General features: G+C 53.7%; 27 protein-coding genes. 19 read left to right on the top strand and 8 right to left on the bottom strand.

Features of this window, described 5'->3' with window-relative positions; all coding sequences use genetic code 11:
* Positions 1–7 precede the first annotated feature (7 nt).
* The 3 genes from B9Z44_RS03785 to B9Z44_RS03775 all read left to right on the top strand — a co-directional run bounded on the left by B9Z44_RS03785 (position 8) and on the right by B9Z44_RS03775 (position 2,633).
* A complete protein-coding gene (locus B9Z44_RS03785; RefSeq protein ID WP_108401744.1) occupies positions 8–1,585 on the top strand; it encodes a sensor histidine kinase in 1,578 nt (525 codons plus the stop codon).
* A complete protein-coding gene (locus tag B9Z44_RS03780) occupies positions 1,578–2,171 on the top strand; it encodes a response regulator transcription factor (RefSeq protein ID WP_108358051.1) in 594 nt (197 codons plus the stop codon). Before B9Z44_RS03785 ends, B9Z44_RS03780 begins: the two co-directional genes overlap by 8 nt.
* Positions 2,172–2,249: 78 nt before the next feature.
* A complete protein-coding gene (locus B9Z44_RS03775; RefSeq protein WP_108401743.1) occupies positions 2,250–2,633 on the top strand; it encodes a MarR family transcriptional regulator in 384 nt (127 codons plus the stop codon).
* An 11-nt stretch (positions 2,634–2,644) separates the two neighbouring features.
* Here B9Z44_RS03775 and B9Z44_RS03770 read toward each other — a convergent pair whose 3' ends face one another.
* From B9Z44_RS03770 to B9Z44_RS03750, 5 genes are all read right to left on the bottom strand, one after another.
* Positions 2,645–2,824, bottom strand: coding sequence for a hypothetical protein (locus B9Z44_RS03770; RefSeq protein WP_108401742.1), 180 nt, complete (start codon positions 2,822–2,824; stop codon positions 2,645–2,647).
* Positions 2,825–2,995: 171 nt separating this feature from the next.
* Positions 2,996–3,427 carry a DsrE family protein gene (locus B9Z44_RS03765; protein WP_108358048.1) on the bottom strand — a complete coding sequence of 144 codons (432 nt, stop codon included), beginning with the start codon at positions 3,425–3,427 and terminating at the stop codon, positions 2,996–2,998.
* An 8-nt stretch (positions 3,428–3,435) separates the two neighbouring features.
* A complete protein-coding gene (locus tag B9Z44_RS03760) occupies positions 3,436–4,722 on the bottom strand; it encodes an NAD(P)/FAD-dependent oxidoreductase (RefSeq protein WP_108401741.1) in 1,287 nt (428 codons plus the stop codon).
* Positions 4,723–4,735: 13 nt separating this feature from the next.
* A complete protein-coding gene (locus B9Z44_RS03755) occupies positions 4,736–5,071 on the bottom strand; it encodes a c-type cytochrome (RefSeq protein ID WP_108401740.1) in 336 nt (111 codons plus the stop codon).
* A gap of 144 nt (positions 5,072–5,215) precedes the next feature.
* Entirely contained in the window at positions 5,216–6,292 is a 1,077-nt protein-coding gene (locus B9Z44_RS03750; RefSeq protein WP_108401739.1) for a YeeE/YedE family protein, read from the bottom strand.
* Between the two features lie 170 nt (positions 6,293–6,462).
* Here B9Z44_RS03750 and B9Z44_RS03745 point away from each other — a divergent pair, with 170 nt between their 5' ends.
* From B9Z44_RS03745 to B9Z44_RS03690, 12 genes are all read left to right on the top strand, one after another.
* On the top strand, positions 6,463–7,380 hold the full coding sequence (locus B9Z44_RS03745) for an MBL fold metallo-hydrolase (RefSeq protein ID WP_245912830.1): 918 nt from the start codon (positions 6,463–6,465) through the stop codon (positions 7,378–7,380).
* The gene (locus B9Z44_RS03740; RefSeq protein ID WP_108358045.1) at positions 7,380–7,865 is read left to right on the top strand and encodes a thioredoxin family protein; all 486 of its coding nucleotides are present in this window, start codon (positions 7,380–7,382) and stop codon (positions 7,863–7,865) included. The genes B9Z44_RS03745 and B9Z44_RS03740 overlap by 1 nt, the downstream gene beginning before the upstream one ends.
* A complete protein-coding gene (locus tag B9Z44_RS03735; protein ID WP_108358044.1) occupies positions 7,862–8,566 on the top strand; it encodes a Crp/Fnr family transcriptional regulator in 705 nt (234 codons plus the stop codon). Before B9Z44_RS03740 ends, B9Z44_RS03735 begins: the two co-directional genes overlap by 4 nt.
* A 14-nt stretch (positions 8,567–8,580) precedes the next feature.
* A complete protein-coding gene (locus tag B9Z44_RS03730; protein WP_108358043.1) occupies positions 8,581–8,895 on the top strand; it encodes a hypothetical protein in 315 nt (104 codons plus the stop codon).
* Positions 8,896–8,991: 96 nt separating this feature from the next.
* Entirely contained in the window at positions 8,992–10,362 is a 1,371-nt protein-coding gene (soxC, locus tag B9Z44_RS03725; protein WP_108402796.1) for a sulfite dehydrogenase, read from the top strand.
* Entirely contained in the window at positions 10,346–11,425 is a 1,080-nt protein-coding gene (locus B9Z44_RS03720) for a c-type cytochrome (RefSeq protein WP_108401738.1), read from the top strand. The genes soxC and B9Z44_RS03720 overlap by 17 nt, the downstream gene beginning before the upstream one ends.
* A 26-nt stretch (positions 11,426–11,451) precedes the next feature.
* Positions 11,452–11,907 (top strand): thiosulfate oxidation carrier protein SoxY, encoded by a 456-nt coding sequence (gene soxY, locus B9Z44_RS03715; protein WP_108358041.1) that lies wholly within the window; start codon positions 11,452–11,454, stop codon positions 11,905–11,907.
* A 24-nt stretch (positions 11,908–11,931) separates the two neighbouring features.
* The gene (soxZ, locus tag B9Z44_RS03710) at positions 11,932–12,243 is read left to right on the top strand and encodes a thiosulfate oxidation carrier complex protein SoxZ (RefSeq protein WP_199220168.1); all 312 of its coding nucleotides are present in this window, start codon (positions 11,932–11,934) and stop codon (positions 12,241–12,243) included.
* Between the two features lie 26 nt (positions 12,244–12,269).
* On the top strand, positions 12,270–13,091 hold the full coding sequence (soxA, locus tag B9Z44_RS03705) for a sulfur oxidation c-type cytochrome SoxA (protein WP_108358458.1): 822 nt from the start codon (positions 12,270–12,272) through the stop codon (positions 13,089–13,091).
* Positions 13,092–13,103: 12 nt separating this feature from the next.
* Positions 13,104–13,757: a sulfur oxidation c-type cytochrome SoxX gene (gene soxX / locus B9Z44_RS03700; RefSeq protein WP_108358040.1), complete on the top strand. Its 654-nt coding sequence runs from the start codon at positions 13,104–13,106 to the stop codon at positions 13,755–13,757.
* Between the two features lie 71 nt (positions 13,758–13,828).
* Positions 13,829–15,565, top strand: a complete 1,737-nt coding sequence (gene soxB, locus B9Z44_RS03695; RefSeq protein WP_108358039.1) for a thiosulfohydrolase SoxB — start codon at positions 13,829–13,831, stop codon at positions 15,563–15,565.
* A gap of 23 nt (positions 15,566–15,588) precedes the next feature.
* Positions 15,589–15,819, top strand: coding sequence for a YgaP family membrane protein (locus B9Z44_RS03690; RefSeq protein ID WP_108358038.1), 231 nt, complete (start codon positions 15,589–15,591; stop codon positions 15,817–15,819).
* Between the two features lie 9 nt (positions 15,820–15,828).
* Here the strand turns inward: B9Z44_RS03690 and B9Z44_RS03685 are convergent, their stop codons facing one another.
* Genes B9Z44_RS03685 through B9Z44_RS03675 form a run of 3 tightly spaced genes read right to left on the bottom strand, consistent with a single transcriptional unit; the run spans position 15,829 to position 17,789 of the window.
* Entirely contained in the window at positions 15,829–16,890 is a 1,062-nt protein-coding gene (locus B9Z44_RS03685) for a YeeE/YedE family protein (RefSeq protein WP_245912758.1), read from the bottom strand.
* A gap of 34 nt (positions 16,891–16,924) precedes the next feature.
* Positions 16,925–17,341 carry a DUF6691 family protein gene (locus B9Z44_RS03680; protein WP_108358037.1) on the bottom strand — a complete coding sequence of 139 codons (417 nt, stop codon included), beginning with the start codon at positions 17,339–17,341 and terminating at the stop codon, positions 16,925–16,927.
* Positions 17,342–17,351: 10 nt separating this feature from the next.
* Positions 17,352–17,789, bottom strand: a complete 438-nt coding sequence (locus tag B9Z44_RS03675) for a YeeE/YedE family protein (RefSeq protein WP_108358036.1) — start codon at positions 17,787–17,789, stop codon at positions 17,352–17,354.
* 61 nt (positions 17,790–17,850) lie between these two features.
* Here B9Z44_RS03675 and B9Z44_RS03670 point away from each other — a divergent pair, with 61 nt between their 5' ends.
* From B9Z44_RS03670 to B9Z44_RS03655, 4 genes are all read left to right on the top strand, one after another.
* Positions 17,851–18,723 (top strand): MBL fold metallo-hydrolase, encoded by an 873-nt coding sequence (locus B9Z44_RS03670; protein WP_108401737.1) that lies wholly within the window; start codon positions 17,851–17,853, stop codon positions 18,721–18,723.
* 116 nt (positions 18,724–18,839) lie between these two features.
* Positions 18,840–19,853: a sulfate ABC transporter substrate-binding protein gene (locus B9Z44_RS03665; RefSeq protein WP_108401736.1), complete on the top strand. Its 1,014-nt coding sequence runs from the start codon at positions 18,840–18,842 to the stop codon at positions 19,851–19,853.
* Positions 19,854–19,884: 31 nt separating this feature from the next.
* Positions 19,885–20,241 carry a thioredoxin domain-containing protein gene (locus B9Z44_RS03660; RefSeq protein WP_108401735.1) on the top strand — a complete coding sequence of 119 codons (357 nt, stop codon included), beginning with the start codon at positions 19,885–19,887 and terminating at the stop codon, positions 20,239–20,241.
* A gap of 9 nt (positions 20,242–20,250) precedes the next feature.
* The gene (locus B9Z44_RS03655) at positions 20,251–20,844 is read left to right on the top strand and encodes a malonic semialdehyde reductase (protein WP_108358032.1); all 594 of its coding nucleotides are present in this window, start codon (positions 20,251–20,253) and stop codon (positions 20,842–20,844) included.
* The last annotated feature ends 124 nt before the right edge of the window (positions 20,845–20,968 follow it).

The raw sequence follows: 20,968 nt of genomic DNA, 5'->3' as shown, positions 1-20,968 counted from the left end.
ATTTTGGATGCTGAATTTCAAAAAAATCGCCATCGCGCTGGTTTTTTCATGCTTGTTCTTTGCGGTCGACAAGCTCAGCTACATCTACCCCATTGGTGACTTGAACATCACGCCTTGGAATCCTCCTGCGGCGCTCGAGGTGTTGTTTCTCTTTTGGGCTGGCAACTCATGGATGACATGGGTTTATCTCACGTTGGGCCTGTCAGACAGTTTGGTTCGTGGCACTTTGTTTTTGTCACCTGCCGTGGTCTTGGGCAACGCGGTACTTGTGACTTGCTATGCAGCGATTGCTTTGACTTTGCGGTGGACTTTGGCGGGGCGTACCGCGCTACGCAATCGGCATGACGTTTTCCTGCTGGGTGCGGTAATTCTTTGCGGCGCTTTGTTTACAGCCATGGCCTATGTGGGCACGCAGACTTGGATTGGCGTGCTGTCTACGCATGACTTCTTAGGCGCTGTGCACCGTTTCTTTATCGGCGATTTGTTGGGTTTGATGGTGCTGCTGCCGTTGTTTTTTGTTGCGGCTGACAAGCGGCGCCATATGCAATACCTACAGATGTTTCGCAGTGTTTTGTTTTGGGTTCTGATGTTGGGCTTGGCCATTTGTTTATGGCTGATTTTTTCATTGCCCATTGAAGACCAGATGAAATATTTCTTCTCGCTGTTCTTTGTGTTGGGCTTGATCGCGGCTACGTATTCGCTGCCAGGCGCCACGTTGGTTGCAGCGCTCATTCAGTTGCCTTTGGTGTTTTCTGCCACGCGAGTGGGGGTGCAACCTGCTGATTTGATGGACATGCAAATTGTCATGCTCAGTTTGTCGTTGACGGGACTCATCATTGGTACGGTGGTGGATGAACGTTTGCGCACGGAAGAGCGCTTGCGTGACAGCTTGCAACTGGTGGCTGCGGGTGAATTGGCCGGGTCGCTGGCGCACGAGCTGCATCAGCCCATGAGTGCTTTGAGCGCTTATGCGGAATCGGCACTCATGCTGACAGAACTGCAAAAAGAAAAAATGACAGATGCACAACAAACGCAGCTCGTCACCATGCTGCGCAATGTGGTGAATGAGGCCTTGCGCGCGACAGATATTGTGCGGGGCTTGCGCAGTTATTTCATTTCAGGTGCATCGTCTTTGCAAGACACCTCGGTCACGCATTTGGTGGATGAATGCGTGGCGCGTTTTGCACACAAGGCCGCCAAGGCAGACGTGGCCTTGGTGACGGTCTACACACACCATGAAGATCATGTCTTGGTGGACCGTGTGCAGATCAGCACCGCCTTGGGTAACTTGTTGAAAAATGCCATTGATGCGTCACCTTCAGGGGCTCAAGTGACGGTTCGCGTCAACGCAGATGAAAAACAGATGCTGAGCATCCGTGTGATCGACCAAGGCACGTTGCTAGATGCAGATGCGGCCGATCAAGTGTTCAGGCCCTTTTATTCCAAGAAAAAAGATGGCTTGGGGTTGGGTTTGTCAGTGAGTCGCTCACTGGTTGAAAATAACGGGGGCGTGTTGCGTTACCAAGCGCACCCTGAGAAATGTTTTCAAATCCTTCTTCCCCTTGGAGATTGCGTCGATGAATGAGAGCCGTTTGGTTTGTATCGTGGACGACGATGCGTCTGTGCGTGATTCCTTGTCCATCATGCTGGGTCTCAAAGGGTTTGATTGCCGCACCTATGAAAGCAGCGAGGCTTTTCTAAGCGCTGCGCCCGATAAGCCTTGCTGTTTGGTGTTGGACCTGAACATGGCCGGCATGAGCGGGCTTGATTTGCAAGAGAAGTTAGGCAGTCTGCATCACCCTGTAGAGGTGGTTTTCCTCACGGCCTTTGCTGATGTGGACGTGATGCGTCGCGCCTTTTTGAACCAAGCGGTCGACTTTCTTGAAAAACCGGTCGTCATGTCGATATTGCTTGACGCCATTGAGCGTGCATTTGAGCGACTCAAATCCAATGCTGTTGCTACCGTTCGGACCCAGTCGTTTGAGACGTTGACACCCCGTGAGCGTGAAGTGATGACAGCCATCGCCCAAGGTATGACACATCGTGAGGCAGGCGCTTTGCTGGGCATCAGCCCAAGAACGGTGGAAGTGCATAAAGGGCGTGTGATGGAGAAGCTGGGTGCCAAGACCTTGGCCGAGCTGGTTCGCATGAACATCGAGCGCACCCATTAATTCTTTTGGGTGTACGGCCTAGCCCGTACGTGGCTTATCGAATTTTCAAAATTGCGAATTGTTTCTACAGTCATCTCTATGACTGATCAGCAACAATGTGCAACGCTTGCGCCTGTAAAACTCAAATATTTAGATTTTTTGTTGGCCGTACACAAGGCCCGTCAATCGCATCAAAAACCTTTGTTGATTCCACCCGATGAGCAAAGACTGCTTGAAATCATTGCGGTTCAATATGCGATGCATCAGCCTTTATCCATGATGCAAGCCCTGGAATTGCGAGACGAACTGTTCCTCAGCCCATCTGCGGTGAGCCGAAAAATTGACAACTTGCGAGATGCTGAATTGATTCGCGTGGTCGTCGACACGGTGGACCGTCGTGTGAAATTTATTGAACCAGCAGAGAATGCCCTTGCCTATTTTGAATACTTGGGAACTCTGATGCCTGCATCAACCGTGGGTTGATTGACCTCGCATCAGGCATAAAGCGAAATCATCAATACGGTGAAGACGACCAGCAAGAAGATAAAAAACCCAGCCACATCTTTGAAGTACATCTGCTGCTCGTTGATTGAATTTTCGATGTTTGCCATCGGGCGTACGTGCGTTTTCTGCTTCTTTTTCTTGACTAAAACTTGTGTCACAACGGGTGTCATGTGAGGCTTTCTTTGGCTTGGAACAAATGCACGGGTTTGCAGATGCCTCACTGTAGAAAAAATGACAGTGTTTGAAAATTCGATAAGCCACGTACGGGCAAGACCGTACGCCGGTTGATGAAATACAAAAGGGCCGCAATTGCGGCCCTTTTGTATTGCAATCTCTAAGCTCTACGGCTTGAGATACACATGACCTTCTTTGGCTTGCAAGCGCGCTACTTCGGCCACGCCTGATGGCACGATCTTGGCATCCATGGACACTTTGTTGGCGTCGATGTTGCGCGAGGTCAGCGTGTTGTTACACACGCGAAACTGCACACCTTTGCCAGACAAGTCAGACACCATGCCGCTGAACTCGCGGCCTTTGTTGTCTTTGGCGCCATCTAACAAAAAGTCGATGCCAGGGCCATGCGTGACCACCACAATTTTGGCAGTGGGGTCGGCGTTTAAGTGGTTGCGCACGTTGCCCAAGATGGCCGCTGCGGTGTCCACGCCTGTGTTGACGTGATAGACCACTTTGATGTCTTGTGCTTGAACCGAGCCAAAGCTCAATGCCAGCAGCAAAGTAGCGAAAGTGTGGGAGAGGTATTTAAAGATGTTCATGAAATTTCTCACATTAAGCTGTCAGCCCAAATGTTTTGAGCCCAGTTCCAAGCATAAATGCCTTCCAGTTCGTTAGGAGCAGCGGATACACCACCCGAACCCGGCACAGTTTTGTAGGTTTTGTCCTTCGCGTCGTATTGGTGAACCGATGCCACGTGCACCACCAACTTGTCGTTCACAAAGCTGTAGCAAGTGTTGCTGAGGAATGGTGCTGGGTTGACCGGCATATCCGACAACTGCGCCACGATGGCGGCTGCTGTGACCTTGCCGTGCGAGTTGGCCATGTGACCCGACTTGGGCATGAGCGGGGCCAGCATGATGGAGTCGCCAATGACGTGAATGTCTTTGGCTTGTGTGGATTCAAAGGTTTGGTAGTGCACGCCGCACCAACGTGCGTTGACGTTGGCCAAGCTCGACTGCACGGCAATGCCACCGGCGCGCATGGCAGGTAACACGTTGAGCACGTTGGCTTTGACATCGTTTTGCACATCAAACTTTAAGGTGTTGGTCTTGGCGTCAACTGCCACGACTTTGTGCTGCGGCATGTATTCCAAGATGCCTTTGTAGTTGTCGGCCCAGAACTTCTTGAACAACGGGCCTTTGGAGGTCACGTCTTGGTTGGCATCCAAGATCAGCACTTTTGACTTGGGCTTGTGTTGCTTGAAGTAATGTGCCACTTGGCTGGCTCGTTCGTACGGGCCGGGTGGGCAGCGGTAGGGCGCTTCGGGAATGGTGATGGCATACACGCCACCATCGTCCATTGACTCAAGTTGTTTGCGCAGGGCCAAAGTTTCCGGGCCACCTTTCCAAGCTTGCAAAATTTGACCGGAGGCGTTGGCTTCTTTCAAACCTTCGATGGTGTTGAACATCAAGTCAATGCCAGGCGACATGACCAGCTTGTCGTAGCGAATGCTGGGGCCACTGGCCAAAGTCACCGTCTTTTTGACGGGGTCGACACTGGCAACGTAGTCCCGCACGATGTTGACACCATGCTTGCCAGAGAGCTTGTCGTAGGGCGTGGTGATGTCTGCCATGGTCTTGCTGCCGCCGATCACCAAGTTGGAGATGGGGCAGGACACAAAATCACCGTTGGGCTCAATCAAGGTGACATCGATTTGGTAGTTCGACAACATGCGCACGTACTTGGCAGCTGTTGCGCCGCCATAGCCGCCACCCACCACGACCACGCGTGCTTTTTCGGGCACGCGGCCCACCGATGCGCAACCGACCATGCTGCCCAGTGCACCAAAAGAACCAAGAGCCATAGAGGCTTGAACAAAACTGCGACGTTTCATGATGAATCCTTGATCAGCGCTTGGTAGCAGCGTAGTAATTGGCGATGGTGTCGATTTGGGCATCGGTCAGGCCTTTGGTGATTTGGTGCATCACTGTGGCAGGACGTGTACCTTCTTTGAAGGCTTTCATTTGCAACACCATGTAGTCTTTGGGCATGCCAGCCAACGAGGGAATGGCTGAGCCTTCGATGGTGCGGCCTTCGGTGCCATGGCAGTTGGCACACATGGCAGCGGTGGCGCGGTTGTGCAATTGCGTGGCTTTGTCTTGGGCGTGTGATGCGACGTTGGCACCCAGCATCAAGGCTGCGGCGGCCAGCAAACGCAACAAGTGGGGAGATGTTGTTTTCATCGAAACCTCGTTGAGCAGATTTAATTAATCAGTGATCAGTAATATATCGAGAATGGCAAAACGCCATCACGGGGTTAACCCAGTGATGGCGTTTGCCAGTTCGTTGAAAACTATAACGTAAGAATTCGAATCAACCGTCGCCGCTCAAGGTTGCATCAACGTGGGGGCACTCACGGGTGGCGGATCCATCCATCGGTCGACCAAGCCTGCGCCCATCCACATGCCGATCAAAGCAAGCCAAGCTGTCAGCGCAAAAATAGCGCCCCCCGTCACACCGGCACCGACCGCACAACCGCCTGCCAGCATGGCACCAAATCCCATGAAGATGGCGCCCACGATGTAGCGGCGCATGGCATAGCCGTCTTTGAACCCTTCTAATTTGAGTTCCTTGCCTAGCCACGCAGCAAAGAACGAGCCCAAGAAAACACCAGGCAACAAACCAAAGTCAAAACCAATGGCTGGTGGATTGGGGGCCAGCACGCGCATGAGCCACTCGGCTGACGGGCCGCTGAAGGTGATGCCTTGGATGTGCACCACTTCGAACGAGGCTTTAGACACGCTGTACGAAAACCACCAAGCCATGGCCACGCTCAAGCCGGTGCCAATGCCGCCTATCCACATCCATGCACGTTGCGTGGTGCGTGTGGTGAAGTACAGCGCAGCCAAGAGCCAAACGCATCCGATGATCAATCCTGTGGTGTGGCTCAGACCCAGCATGGCCAGCAGGTCACGGCTGCTGCCGCCTTCCACCGTCCAAAGGTTGGTGATCTCTTGGCGCAGAGGCGAGAGCGCTCCTGACAAAGCCGATTGCGCAGTGACGGCAAACACCAAGCCCGATAGCAAAGCACGTAAATTGCCGTTGGCTGACAAAATGAGCAAGCGGCTGGCACACCCGCGCGTCATGATCATGCCTGCACCAAACAGCAAGCCGCCAATCAGTGCGCCGGACAAGCTGCCCCGCGTGGCCAGCTGACGTGCGGTGCTGACGTCGAGGTCGCCCAACACAATGAGGCTTTGAATGGCAATGACTGCTGCAGAAAATGTGAGCAACCAAACTGAAAGTTTTTCCCCAAATTGATGGTGCCAAAACTCCACAACCGCCGCACGCAGGCAAAACTTAGAGCGCTGGGCAAAAAATCCAAACAACAGACCAATGACCCAGCCACCAACGGCCAAGACAACGGACTCGCCATAAGTTTCATTCAGTGCAGTGAGATTCATATGATTTAGTCTACGCTTATATTTGGACTATGCTAAGTGCTCTGGTTCAGGCGATGCTTGATGTATGTCAAGCCCTAGACTGGCCTGCTGTTTGAGGAGAAGTGATTGTGAAACTGGCTTTTGTGCGCCAACTTTGCGTGTGTTGGTTTTGTGGCTGCCTAGGTCTTGCCGTGTCGGTGCAAGCGCAAACATCTGCGCCTCCTATTGCTGTGACTAAACCTTTGATGCAAGCCAAGCAAGTGGTGCCTGAGGTTTATTACGTCCAAGGCGTTTCAGAGATGGGGTCGTCGGCGAACCAAAACTTCATCTCCAATGCAGGGTTCGTGGTCACGCCCGCAGGCGTGGTGGTGATCGATGCCTTGGGTTCGCCAGAGTTGGCGCGTCGCTTGGTGGCTGAAATTGCCAAAGTCACACGCAAACCGATTCACACCGTGGTGTTGACCCACTACCACGCTGACCATATTTATGGTTTGCAAGTGTTCAAAGATTTAGGGGCACGCATCGTGGCCCACGGAGCTGCGCGTGAATACCTAACTTCAGACACAGCGCGTTTGCGTTTGGAGAGTTCGCGTCAAGAGCTCTGGCCTTGGGTCGATGAGAAGACACGCTTGGTGCCTGCGGATGAGTGGCTGAGCGGCCCTCAAGTCTTGACCGTGGATGGTGTGCGCTTTGACATCCAGCCCGTTGGTCCTTCACACACCGCCGAAGACTTGGTGGTGTATCTGCCACAGCAAAAAGTTTTGTTTGCAGGCGATCTTGTGTTTCGTAATCGGATTCCGTTTGTGGGCCAAGCAGATAGCCGCCACTGGATAGAGGCCATGCAGAGTTTGCTCAAGTTTGATACCCGTTGGGTGGTGCCAGGCCATGGCCCGATCTCTAACGATCCCAAGGGCGACATGACCCTCACGCGCGACTACTTGTTGTATTTGCGTGAGGTCATGGGGCGTGCGGCCAAAGACATGGAGCCCTTCGAAAGTGCCTACGCGAACACGGATTGGTCAAAGTTCGCGAAAATGCCTCTTTTCAAATCAGCCAACCGCATGAACGCTTACAACACGTATTTGTTGATGGAACAAGAAGCCAAGTGATGCGCACCACACATTTTTCTCGTCGCCAGGCCTTGCAAGGTCTAACTTTGTGTATGGCGGGTGTGACCACGTGGGATGCGATGGCAGTGCCAGTTGCTTTGCCTACCACCGGGTCATTGCAAGCCTCGTTGGTGCAAGCGCTGCAGGCCAAGCAGCCTTTGGTTGTGATGGTCAGTTTGCATGGCTGTCCGTTTTGCAAAGTGGTGCGTGAGAACTATTTGTACCCTTTGCTTGCATCAGGTTTGCAGGTGGTGCAAGTGGACATGCGTGACAACCGTGCCTTGATTGATGTCGATGGCTCGACACTCACGCAGGATGCGTGGGTGCGCAAGCAAGGCATCAAGCTGGCGCCTACGGTGTTGTTCTTTGGTGCTCAAGGGCGTGAGGTGGCCGCACGTTTGACAGGTGCTTATTTGCCAGATTTTTATGGCGCGTATTTGGATGAACAGTTGGCCGTGGCACGTCGTGTGGTGACTGGCAGATGATTCCCATTCAAACCGAATCAGCTTGGCGGGGCACCTCGGATTGCCGTAATTGCGGCATCCGCGAGATGGTGTTGTTCGCTGATTTGAACGAGCAAGACTTCAACCTCATCCACGCCCCCATTGACGACTTGGTGTATCAACCGGGTCAAGCTTTATATGAAGCATCAGACCAAGCGCTTGGTGTGTTCACGTTGCGCAAGGGGCTGATCAAGCTGGTGCGCGTGACAGCAGATGGCCGAGAGCGCGTGGTGCGTGTGTTGTTTCCGGGCGATGTGGTGGGCCTTGAAGCTTTGGCGACAGGTCGTTATGACAGCCAAGCTGTTGCATTGAACGAGGTGTCGCTGTGTCGTATCCCATTGGAGGTGGTGCATCAACTGGGCGCTAACAGCCCGCGCTTGCATCGCAAATTGATGGAGAAATGGCAAAGTGCTTTGAAGTTGGCGGACGATTGGTTGGCCGAGCTTAACTTTGGCAGCGCACGCCAACGCGTGCTGCACTTCATTCGCAAAATGCATGAAGTGTCAGAAGATGGCTCAGCCACCTTGTTTGGTCGAGACGACATGGGTGCCATGATGGATCTCAAGCTTGAAACCGTCAGCCGTGAAGTGACCGCCTTGGTGCGTGCCGGCGTGATGACGCCGCTCGACAAACTGGGCCGACATTACCAAGTGTTGCAACCTGAGCTTTTGCAAGAAAAGTAACGAGGAGACATGTCATGAGAAAGTTTTTGTTCTTGATTTTTTTGACAGGTGCAGGCATGGCCAGCGCACAGCAGCATCCACTCTTCAAAGACGCAGATCTCAATGTGGGCGAAAAGCTGATTGCTGAAAACCAATGCAACGAATGTCACATTCGTCGTGTAGGTGGCAATGGCAGTGCCATCTATAACCCCAAAGGCCGCATCAACACGGCAGGCGCTTTGCGTGGCATGGTGGAGTATTGCAACACCGAGCTCAACCTGGGCTTTTTCCCTGAAGATACCAACGCTGTTGCTGCCGTCCTGAACAAACAACATTACAAATTTCGTTGAGCTAATTCGGTTTATGGCGTAAACCCGATGGATGCCCTATCAGAGATGATTTATATTAGCGTGTATTGATATATAACTGATGTGGAAGGACTGTCTGTGAAAACACCAGATGGCACTCAATCGGGTCGCATTCAAAAAGCGCCCGAAAACTTTTTAGACCGTGACGGCATTCGCACCGTCATTGCCGAGAGCAAGACGGGTCGACGCAACTTCATTCGCAGTGCATTTGCCGCTGCGGCTGCAGGTGCAGCAGCACCCATGGCCTTGGGGCAGGGCAACCCAGTTCCCACCGAAGGGGGCGATCCCAACATCTTGAACTTGCCAGAGCACGCCACAGGCTTGGGTCAAGGTGTGGCTGCCAACAATGGTTATGGCATCCCCTCTAAGTTCGAATCCAACGTGCAGCGTCGTCAAAGCCCAGGCTTGACACAAACCACGCAAGCCTCGGTGTCGTTCGCACCTTTGCAGTCATTGTTTGGCATCGTCACCCCCAGCGGCTTGCACTTTGAGCGTCACCACCAAGGTTGGTGGGACATCGACCCGTCTAAGCACCGCTTCATGATCAACGGTATGGTGAAAACACCCAAGGTGTTCACCATGGACGAAATCATGCGCTTACCTTCTGTGTCACGTTTCCACTTCATCGAGTGTGGTGCCAACACCGCGGTCGAGTGGGGCAACGTGGCTGTGCCCACGGTGCAATACACACACGGCATGGTGTCGTGCAGCGAGTTCACAGGCGTGCCGCTTATCACCTTGCTCGAAATCGCGGGCGCTGATTTTAAGAACGCCAAATTCATCTTGGCTGAAGGTGGTGACGGTTCTTCCATGACCCGCACCATTCCAATGAGCCTCATCTTGTCAGGCGAAGTGCTGGTGGCTTATGGGCAAAACGGCGAAATGCTGCGTCCTGAAAACGGCTACCCCTTGCGCTTGATCGTGCCTGGCATTCAAGGTGTCAGCTGGGTCAAGTACCTGCGTCGCATCGAAGTGGGCGATATGCCCTATGCAGCCAAAGACGAAGCTGTGCATTACATGGACTTGATGCCCGATGGCCAACACCGTCAGTACACCAACATTCAAGAGTGCAAGAGCGTGGTGACCACGCCTTCTGGCGGCCAGGTGTTGTTGGATAAGGGTTTCTACAACATCACGGGTCTGGCTTGGTCGGGTCGTGGCAAGGTCAAAAAAGTTGACGTGTCAGTGGACGGTGGTCGCAACTGGCGCCAAGCCCGTTTGGAAACGCCGGTGCTCAGCAAAGCGCTGACGCGCTTCAACATCGACTGGGTGTGGGACGGCAAGCCCGCCATCATCCAAAGCCGCGCCACAGACGAAACGGGGTTTGTGCAGCCCACCTACAAGCACTTGCGCGCGGCACGTGGCACCCGCTCGATTTATCACAACAACGCCATCCAATCTTGGTTGGTGCAAGAAAACGGCGAGGTCAAGAATGTCCAAGTTTCGTAAAGTCGTTTTGACCACGGCCTTGTTGGCTGTTGCTGGGTTTGTCAGCGCACAAAGCACAGCCTACCCAGGCGTGGGCCGTCCGGCCACGCTGAAAGAAGTGGCGGCATGGGATATTGATGTGCGCCCCGACTTCAAAGGCTTACCTGCGGGTTCAGGCTCGGTAGCGCAAGGCCAAGATTTGTGGGAAGCCAAATGCGCCCACTGCCATGGTGTGTTTGGTGAATCCAACGAAGTGTTCAGCCCCTTGATTGGCGGCACCACCAACGACGACATCAAAACTGGCAATGTGGCCAATTTGAAGCGTGCAGACTTCCCAGGACGCACCACCATCATGAAGGTGGCTACGGTGTCCACGCTGTGGGACTACATCAACCGCGCCATGCCTTGGACGGCACCCAAATCGCTCAAGCCTGATGAGGTGTATGCCGTCACCGCTTACCTTTTGAGCTTGGCCGATGTGGTGCCTGAAAACTTTGTGTTGTCAGACAAAAACATGGCCGAAGTGCAAAAGCGCATGCCCAACCGCAACGGCATGACCACCCAACATGCGATGTGGGCAGGCAAAGAGTTCAACGGCACAGCCAAGCCCGACACTGCCAATGTGGCGTGTATGAAAGACTGCATCCCAGAAGCCAAAGTGGCTTCCATGCTGCCCGATTACGCACGCAACGCGCACGGCAACTTGGCCGACCAAAATCGTTTGGTAGGCCAACAACACGGTGCGAATACGGCGGTGCCAGAAAACAAGTCGGTCCCAGTCGGCGCTGCATCCGTAACGCCAGTTGCCAAGCCTGCTGCCAAAGTGGCTGACCCTGCTTTGGCTTTGCTGGGGAAACACAACTGCACAGCGTGTCACGCACAAAACACCAAGGTGGTGGGGCCAAGTTTCAACGACATTGCCAAAAAATACCCAGGCAAAGTCGACTACTTGGCTGGCAAGATCAAGGCGGGTGGCGCGGGTGGCGCGGGTGTTTGGGGTGCGATTCCCATGCCTGCACAAACAGCCTCTGAAGCAGATATCAAAACGATTGCCAACTGGCTTGCCGCAGGTGCGGCAAAATAACTCAAAACCTTTTTTAGGAGCACTACATGCAAACTCGTCGCGAGACCCTTAAGCACAGCGCCGCTGTGGCAGGCCTCTTGGCCTCTACTGGCCTGTTTCCTCAATACGCGCAAGCGTTTGACAAAGCTGCGTTTGACGCCAAGAGCGTGGCCGAAGCCGTCAAAGCCATGGGCGGTTCAGCCCCCGTGGAAAGCAAAGATGTCACCATCACTGGACCCGATATTGCCGAAAACGGTGCGGTCGTGCCACTGGGTGTGAGCACCAGCTTGGGCAACGTCAAGCGCATGTTGTTGTTGGTTGAGAAAAACCCATCCGCTTTGATTGCCATGTTCAACGTGACCCCCGAAGTCGAAGCCAACTTTGCGACACGTTCCAAGATGGGCCAATCATCTGATGTGTATGCGGTGGCCATCACAAATGACGGCAAAGCTTTCTTCGCCAAGAAGGAAGTCAAAGTGACACTCGGCGGCTGCGGCGGCTAATTTAGAAATTTCAGGAGAAATACCATGGCAGATCCAATGCGCATTCGCGCCCAAGCAGCTGGCGACAAAGCAACCATCCGTGTCTTGATGAGCCACGAAATGGAGTCCGGTCAACGCAAAGACGGCACCGGAAAAATCATTCCCGCTTGGCACATCCAAGACGTGACAGCGACCCTCAACGGCAAAGTTGTGATGACAGCCGAGTGGGGCCCCGCTGTGTCTAAGAACCCGTTCTTGCAGTTCACCATCAAAGGCGCCAAAGCCGGTGACAAAGTGGGCATCACTTGGAAAGACAACAAGGGCGATACACGCTCTGACGAAGCAACCGTTTCGTGATCACAGCGAACGCAGTGGAGACACACATGAAAAAAATAGCACTAGCGTCTAGGTGCATCGGCTTATCAGCCGCTGTGGGGCTCATCGGTTTGTCAACCGCTGCGTTCGCCCAAAAGTCGTCAACTGACAGCATCGCGGAATACCGTGCCATGCTGCAAGACGGCAATCCTGCCGAGTTATTTGAAGCCAAAGGTGAAGACCTGTGGAAGCAAAAACGTGGCCCGAAAAACGTATCGCTTGAAAAATGCGATTTGGGCAAAGGCGCAGGCGTGGTCAAAGGCGCGTGGGTTGAACTGCCCCGTTACTTCTCAGACACTGGACGTGTGCAAGACCTCGAATCACGTTTGGTGACGTGCATGCAAGAGTTGCAAGGCTTCAACGGCGAAGAAATCGCCAAGACACCTTTTGGCCGAGGCGAGCAAAGCAATGTCACCGCATTGGCGACTTGGATTGCTGGCGAGTCCAAAGGCATGAAATTCAACCTCTCGCAAAGCCATGTAGAAGAACGCAAGATGTACGAAGTGGGCCAACGCCTGTTCTTCATGCGCGGCGGCTCACACGACTTTGCCTGTGCCACTTGCCACAGCCAAGACGACAAGCGCATCCGTTTGCAAGATTTGCCTAATCTGACCAAGAACCCCGGTGCTGGCAACGGCTTTGGTGCTTGGCCTGCTTATCGCGTGTCGAACGGGCAAATGTGGGGCGCTCAGTTGCGCTTGAACGATTGCTACCGTCAACAACGTTTCCCTTACCCCTTGTTTGGCAGTGATGCCACCATCGCCTTGGGCGTGTACATGGGTGTGAATGGCAAAGGTGGTGAAGCCATCGCGCCTGCGATCAAACGATAAGGAAAACGCAAAATGAACCGCAAATATCAAATCGCCTTGAGCGTAGCCGCTGTGGCCTTGCTGACGGCATGTGCTGCACCGATGCCTTCGAGCGCTGACCTCGACAAACTCACCCAAGACATTTTGGGGCGTTCTTTCCGTGCCCAAGGTCAAGCCAAGCTGGACCGTTTGAGCCCTGACGAAGATAACCGCTTGTGTGCGGAGTCTGATCGCACGGGCGTGGCATTGGATGCCAAAGTCAGCGCCGAAATCGAAGCACGCAACATGAAAACCATCAAGGCCCCAGCCGATGGCAAGTATTTGGGTGACTTCAAAGAAGGCGAAAAAATCGCACAAAGCGGCGCTGGCAAAACATGGACCGATGCCGAAGGCTCGGTCAATGGCGGCAACTGCTACAACTGCCACCAAATCAGCAAGACCGAGTTGTCTTATGGCACCTTGGGTCCAAGCTTGTACAACTACGGCAAGATGCGCGGCGTGACCAACCCCAACAGCGCAGAGTCAAAGCCCATCGTGGAATACACCTGGGGCAAGATTCAAAATGCACGTGCTTACAACGCTTGTTCCAACATGCCGCGCTTTGCGCATAAAGGCATCTTGACCGAAGTGCAAATCAAACACGTGATGGCGTTGTTGCTCGACCCAGCGTCGCCAGTCAACAAGTAATCTTTCAAAGGGCCGCAGGATGAGGAATCGTCTGCGGCTTTTTTACGTTATTTAAATAAGTAGGTGCTGATATGAACTTAACCAAACGCGAATTCATGCAAGTCATGGGTGCTGGCTCCATGGCTGGCCTCAATATGAATGCTTATGCCCAAGCTGACAGCAGCGTGGCTGCCAAAGGTTTGTACGACATCCCGAAGTTTGGTCAAGTGTCATTTCTGCACATGACCGATTGCCACGCGCAGTTGAAACCCATCTATTTCCGCGAGCCCAGTGTCAACCTTGGCATTGGCAGCATGAAAGGCCAGTTGCCCCATTTGGTGGGCGAGCATTTGCTCAAGACGGCAGGTGTGCGCCCTGGTAGCGCCGAAGCCTATGGCATGAGTTATTTGAACTTTGAAGTGGCCGCCAAGCGCTACGGCAAAGTGGGTGGCTTCGCGCATTTGGCCACCTTGGTCAAGCGTCTCAAAGCCAGCCGTCCTGGCGCGCTGTTGCTCGACGGTGGCGATACCTGGCAAGGCTCTGCCACATCGTTGTGGACCAACGGCCAAGACATGGTCGACGCTTGTAAATTGCTGGGTGTGGACGTGATGACGGGCCACTGGGAATTCACCTACGGCATGGAGCGCGTGCAAGAAATCGTCAACAAAGACTTTGCAGGCAAAGTAGATTTCATCGCGCAAAACATCAAGACCCAAGACTTTGGCGATCAGGTGTTCAAACCCTACGTGATGCGTGAAATGAACGGCGTGCCTTGCGCCATCATTGGTCAAGCCTTTCCTTACACACCCATTGCCAATCCACGCTACATGGTGGCCGATTGGGCCTTTGGCATTCAAGACGAAAACATGCAAAAGATGGTCGACGAAGCCCGCGCCAAAGGGGCGCAGGTGGTGGTTGTGTTGTCGCACAACGGCATGGACGTGGATTTGAAAATGGCCAGCCGCGTCAGCGGCATTGACGCCATCATGGGCGGCCACACCCACGACGGCATGCCTGTGGCCACTTTGGTCAACAACAAGGGCGGCAAAACCATCGTCACAAATGCAGGCTCGAACGGCAAGTTCTTAGGTGTGCTCGACTTCGAAGTGAAGAACAAAAAGATCACCGACTTCCGCTACAAACTGCTGCCTATCTTTTCCAATATGTTGCCTGCCGACAAAGAGATGGACGCGCTCATCCACAAGATTCGCGCACCCTACGAAGCTAAGTTGAACGAATCATTGGCAGTGACCGAAGGTACGCTGTATCGTCGTGGCAACTTCAACGGCACGGGCGACCAGTTGTTGCTCGATGCGCTGATGGATGTGCAAGGCGCTGACATGGCCTTCTCACCCGGCTTCCGTTGGGGGACCTCACTCTTACCAGGTCAAGCCATCACGCGTGAATGGTTGATGGATATGACGGCCACCACCTATTCCTATGCCACGGTGTCTGAAATGACAGGTGAGACCATCAAGACCATTCTTGAAGACGTGTGCGACAACTTGTTTAACCCAGACCCTTACTACCAACAAGGTGGTGACATGGTGCGCGTGGGGGGGCTCGAATATGTGTGCCGTCCCAACGAGAAAATGGGCAACCGCATTGGTGAGATGCGCCTCAAAGGCAAGCTCATCGACGCCAACAAGAAATACAAAGTAGCGGGTTGGGCGCCCGTGGCTGAAGAAGCCAAAAACCAAAACCTCAAACCCGTGTGGGAAGTGGCCGAGCAATGGCTCAAGGCCAGCGGCGGCAAAGTGTCTAAGCGCAAGCTCAACACGCCCAAGCTTGAAGGTGTGCTGCCCAACCCCGGCTTTGCAGCTGTTTGATTTTTAAATTAGGAGTAATGAGAATGACTGTCGAACGTTACATCCGCATCGTTGCGGGCTTGTTCATCATGGTGTCACTGGCTTTGGGCGTAGAAGAAAGCCCCCTGTTTGTGAGCCGTTGGGCCTTGGCTTTCACAGCCTTTGTTGGGCTGAACTTGTTTCAGTTTGGTTTCACCAACTTTTGCCCCATGGCCATCATCTTGCGCAAGCTTGGCGCCAAAGATGGCAACGCAGCATGCTGCGTTGCTGAATAAGCGCTGAACTTAAATGGGGCTATTGATGGACTTGAGGGCTTTGTAAGTCAAGCCAGCCCCGAGGATGATGGATACCAATGTGAGCCACGCGGTGTTCGAGAAAATCGCACCACCGCTCATGCCTGAGCCCACTGTGCAACCGCCCGCCATGACCGCGCCAAAGCCCATCAACACGGCGCCTGTCAGGTAGTGGCCCAGTTTGTTTTCTGTTTGAAAACCTTCAAACTTGAATTCACCAAACATCACACTGGCCACCAAAGATCCAATAAACACACCTGGTAGCAAACCTGCGTCGAAGCCAAAGCTTGGCGCCGTCGCAGTAGACAGCGTGCGCATCAGCCATTCGGCAGAAGGTGAGCTGAAGCTCAGACTTTGTACGGCAATGGGTTCAAACGACACACTGGCCACCAGCTGTGTGAAACCCCAGCCCAAAGCAATGGCCAAGCCCACCAACGCACCTGCCCAGTTCCATGTGTTGCGGCTCTCTGTATCGCTGACGCGCAAACGCCAAAGTGCTACGGCACCCATTGCAGCACCTACAACCAAACCCATCCATGAGGTGGTGAGGTTCAACAGGTTGCGATCGGGCCCGCCTTCCACCATCCACAACGAAGTGACCCACTGACGCGCTGGTGCCAACAAGCCTGAGATTGAGGCTTGCACCGTCACGGCAAACACCAAGCCTGACAGCAGGGCGCGCAAATTACCGTTCGCGGACAGAATCAACAAGCGACTGGCGCAGCCGCGCGTCATGATCATGCCCATGCCAAACATCAGGCCACCCACGACCGCGCCTGAGATGCTGCCGGGTGCGCCTAAATGGCGAGAGCTTTCAGGTTTCAAGAACCCCACCACCACAATGGCTTGCACCGCCAAAATGGCCACGGCAAAACCCAATAACCAAACGGCCAAACGCGAGCCCAACGTGCCATCGCAACATTCAATGACAGCCGCGCGTGCGCAAAACTTGGAGCGTTGAGCAAAGAAACCAAACATCAAACCGATGAGTGCGCCACCCATGGCTAAGACCGAGTGGTCTCCGAAGGTTTCAATCAAGTTGGTCAGATTCACAAAGTTCCCCAATGGTCAGTGGCGGTAAAAGCCTTCAATTGTCTCTTTTTTTGAAACGATCAAACAGCGCCATACCCACCAACATGGCCAGCACAAACACCAAGGCTTTGTCGTTGCCAGAGGCCATGGCCACCAGCGCAGGACCTGGGCAAAAACCAGCCAAGCCCCAGCCCATGCCAAACATCAAACTGCCCAGCACCAAGGGGCGGTCAATCGGCGTCATTTCTGGCCAATGAAAGGGGGCACCCGAGAAGCTGATGGTTTTTTTCTTAGCCAAGCCAAATCCCACTAAACCCACCATCACGCCGCCGCCCATCACAAAGGCCAGCGATGGATCCCATGCACCCGCTAGGTCTAGAAAGCCTTGCACTTTGCCAGGGTCGGTCATGCCTGAAATTAACAAGCCAAGGCCAAAGGTGAGGCCCAGTACAAATTCAATCACGCGTTGCATAGACAGTTCCTTACAGCAGATGGCGAATGACGAACACAGTGATGAAACCTGTGCCCATGAAAGACAAGGTCGCCACCAATGAGCGCACAGACAAACGGCTCAAGCCGCAAATGCCATGACCGCTGGTGCAGCCCGCGCCCCAACGCGTACCAAACCCTACCAACAGACCGGCCACGATCACCATGGCCCAGTTGGCATCGATGCGTGGCGCATGCAGGAGATCGGCAGGCAACATAAGCTTGGCAACCAAAGGTGATGCAAACAAGCCGAGTAAAAAAGTCAAACGCCATGGCGAATCTACTCGCGTGGGCTTGAACAAGCCTTCCAAGATGCCGGTGATGCCCAAGATGCGCCCGCTGTTCAAAAACAAGACGCCAGCCGCAATGCCAAGCAGAATGCCGCCCAACAGGGACGATCCAGGTGTGAAATGAAGCCAGTCGATGCGCATGGTTTATTTGTATATCTAAAGTTACCTATATTATTGTGCCCTTATGAACCAGAGGTTTTCTATGCCCACGGCTTTGAACCCCATCGTCCACGGCATCTTTGATGCCGCCACTTGGACCGTGACCTATGTGGTGTACGAGAAAGAGGGCAGTGCTTGCGCCATCATTGACTCGGTGCTCGACTACGACCCCAAGTCAGGCCGCACCAGTACCCAATCGGCAGACCAAGTCATTGCGTTTGTACGCGAGAAAAATCTGCAAGTGCAATGGATATTAGAAACGCATGCCCATGCAGATCACCTCACTGCTGCTCCTTATCTGAAAGCTCAGTTGGGTGGACAAACGGCCATTGGTGACCACATCACTGCTGTACAACGTGTGTTCAAAGGCGTCTTCAATTTAGAGGCCAACTTCAAAGAAGACGGCACACAGTTTGACCATCTGCTGCAAATGGATGAAACATTTGCCATTGGCAACTTGAGCGCCAAAGCCTTGTACGTACCCGGGCACACACCTGCGTGCGTGGCCTACCAAGTGGGTGATGCGGTATTTGTTGGCGACACCTTGTTCATGCCCGATGTGGGCTCGGCCCGTTGCGACTTCCCGGGTGGATGCGCCAAAACGCTGTACGCCTCTGCACGCAAAATTCTGAGCTTGCCAGACAGCACGCGCTTGTTCATGTGCCACGACTACCCGCCTGAAAATCGTGCCGTGCGGTTTGAAACCACGGTCGCCGAACAGCGTGCGCACAACATCCATTTGCACGACGGCATTGTCGAGGCTGAGTTTGTACGCATGCGCACCGCACGCGATGCCACTTTGGCCATGCCTGTGCTGATCTTGCCTGCGGTGCAAATCAACATCCGTGCGGGTGAGTTTCCACCCAAAGACGACAACGGTGTGTCCTACCTCAAAATTCCTTTGAATGCGCTTTGACACTGGCTTAGATGTTTAGGTAATTAACAACCAAAAACTCTGTCGTTCCCTTTTCGCGCTGCTGCGCTAAGAATTCATCCATCGCAAATTGAGATGGATTCAAAAAGGGAACCGACATGATTCAACGCAAACATTTTCTGAAAACTCTGGTGGCCACAGCCTTGGTGGCTGTGAGCGGTTTGGCTGCGGCACAAACCTCACCCGTCACCTTGCTCAACGTGTCGTATGACCCGACCCGTGAGCTGTACGCCGAGTTCAACACCGCCTTTGCCAAACATTGGAAAGCTCAAACCGGCCAAGATGTGACCATCAAACAGTCGCATGGTGGTTCTGGCAAACAAGCGCGTTCGGTCATCGATGGCATTGATGCCGATGTGGTCACGCTGGCTTTGGCGGGTGATGTGGATGCCCTCTACAAAAATGCGGCGCTGATCCCCCAAGACTGGCAAAAGCGTTTGCCTCACAACTCAGCGCCTTACACCTCGACCATTGTGTTGGTGGTGCGCCAAGGTAACCCCAAGGGCATCAAAGACTGGGACGATTTGGTCAAGCCAGGCATCAGCGTCATCACACCCAACCCCAAAACATCAGGCGGCGCGCGCTGGAACTACTTGGCCGCGTGGGAGTTTGCTAAACGCAAATACGGCGGTGAAGCGAAAGCCAAAGAGTTTGTGGCCGCCCTCTACAAAAACGTGCCCGTGCTCGACACCGGTGCACGCGGCTCATCGGTGACGTTTGCACAACGCAACCAAGGCGATGTGTTCATCTCTTGGGAAAACGAAGCGCACTTGTTAGAGAAAGAGTTTGGCAGCAAGGTCGACATCGTCTATCCCTCCATCAGCATCTTGGCTGAACCGCCTGTGGCGGTGGTGGACAAAAACGTCGAACGCAAAGGTACACGCAAAGTGGCAGAGGCTTATTTGAACTACCTCTACACCGACGAAGGCCAAGACATTGCGGGCAAAAACTTTTACCGCCCCATCTCAGCCAAAGCCCAAGCCAAGTATGTGAAGCAATTGCCCAAGTTGCCCTTGTTCACCATTGACCAAGCCTTTGGTGGTTGGGCCAAAGCCGACAAAGACCACTTTGCCGACGGCGCGAGCTTCGACCAAATCTATTTGAAGAAGTAATGACACGATTGCGCGGTGTGACAATCGCGCAATGTCCGAAACACCCCCTCGTTTGCTCGTTGCTTGCTTCTGTGCCGCCTGGTGTCGAACCTGTGATGACTATGTCCAGGTGATGGATGCCCTCAAGCTGCAATACGCAAAGCCAGTCGAATTCGCTTGGGTCGACATCGAAGATCAGGCCGAGGTGTTGGACAACGTCGATGTGGAGAACTTTCCCACGCTGTTGATTTCAGATGCGCAACAGGTGTACTTCTGGGGCACGGTGTTGCCGCACGCAGCCACCGCCTCTCAGTTGATTGACCGTGTTTTGTCTGGCGACATTCGGGTGACAAATGCACCTGATATTCTTCAACTCGATCATCGTTTGCGATCTTCTCTTTTTTCTTAGGAACTTTTCATGTCATTCAACGTTCTCAACGACGCCGCGCTTAACCAATTGTTTCGTGATGCACGCACGGTTCATGCTTTCAAAGACACACCTGTGTCAGATGCCGTGATTCACCAGTTGTACGACTTGCTCAAGTGGTGTCCTACTGCGTTCAACGCGCAGCCTGCACGCTACGTATTTTTGAAAACTGCTGAAGCCAAAGCCAAACTCATTCCTGCGTTGATGCCCGGCAACGTGCCCCAAGTGCAAAGCGCTGCTGTGACTGTGATCGTCGCCCAAGACACACGCTTTCACGAGCACCTGCCTACCCAATTTCCTGGCTACGACGCCAAACCTCTGTTTGATGCCAACCCCGCCATGACGGAAGCCACGGCCGCACGCAACAGCAGCATGCAAGGCGCTTACCTGATCTTGGCGGCACGTGCTTTGGGTTTGGACAGTGGCGCCATGTCTGGCTTTAACCCACAAGCGGTGAACGAGGCCTTCTTCGCCGATGGCCGTTTCAAAGCCAACTTCCTCATCAACCTCGGCGTGGCTGACCCTGCTGGCGTGCACCCACGTGGTCCGCGCTTGGCTTTCGACGAAGCGGCTCAAATTCTGTAAGGGCATTGCGCCTTGCCCTCTGAAAGCCCGCGTGTTTGCGGGCTTTTTTCTTTATACGCATACGTTATTAACTAACAAATAAACAGTCGTTTGAGTTTGCTGCATTGCCACCCACAATCGCGGC

It is taken from the genome of Limnohabitans curvus (assembly GCF_003063475.1).
GTDB classification, from domain to species: Bacteria; Pseudomonadota; Gammaproteobacteria; order Burkholderiales; family Burkholderiaceae_C; genus Limnohabitans; species Limnohabitans curvus.
The sequence above is the reverse complement of the archived record's forward strand: the minus strand, read 5'-3'. Positions and strand labels throughout refer to the sequence as shown.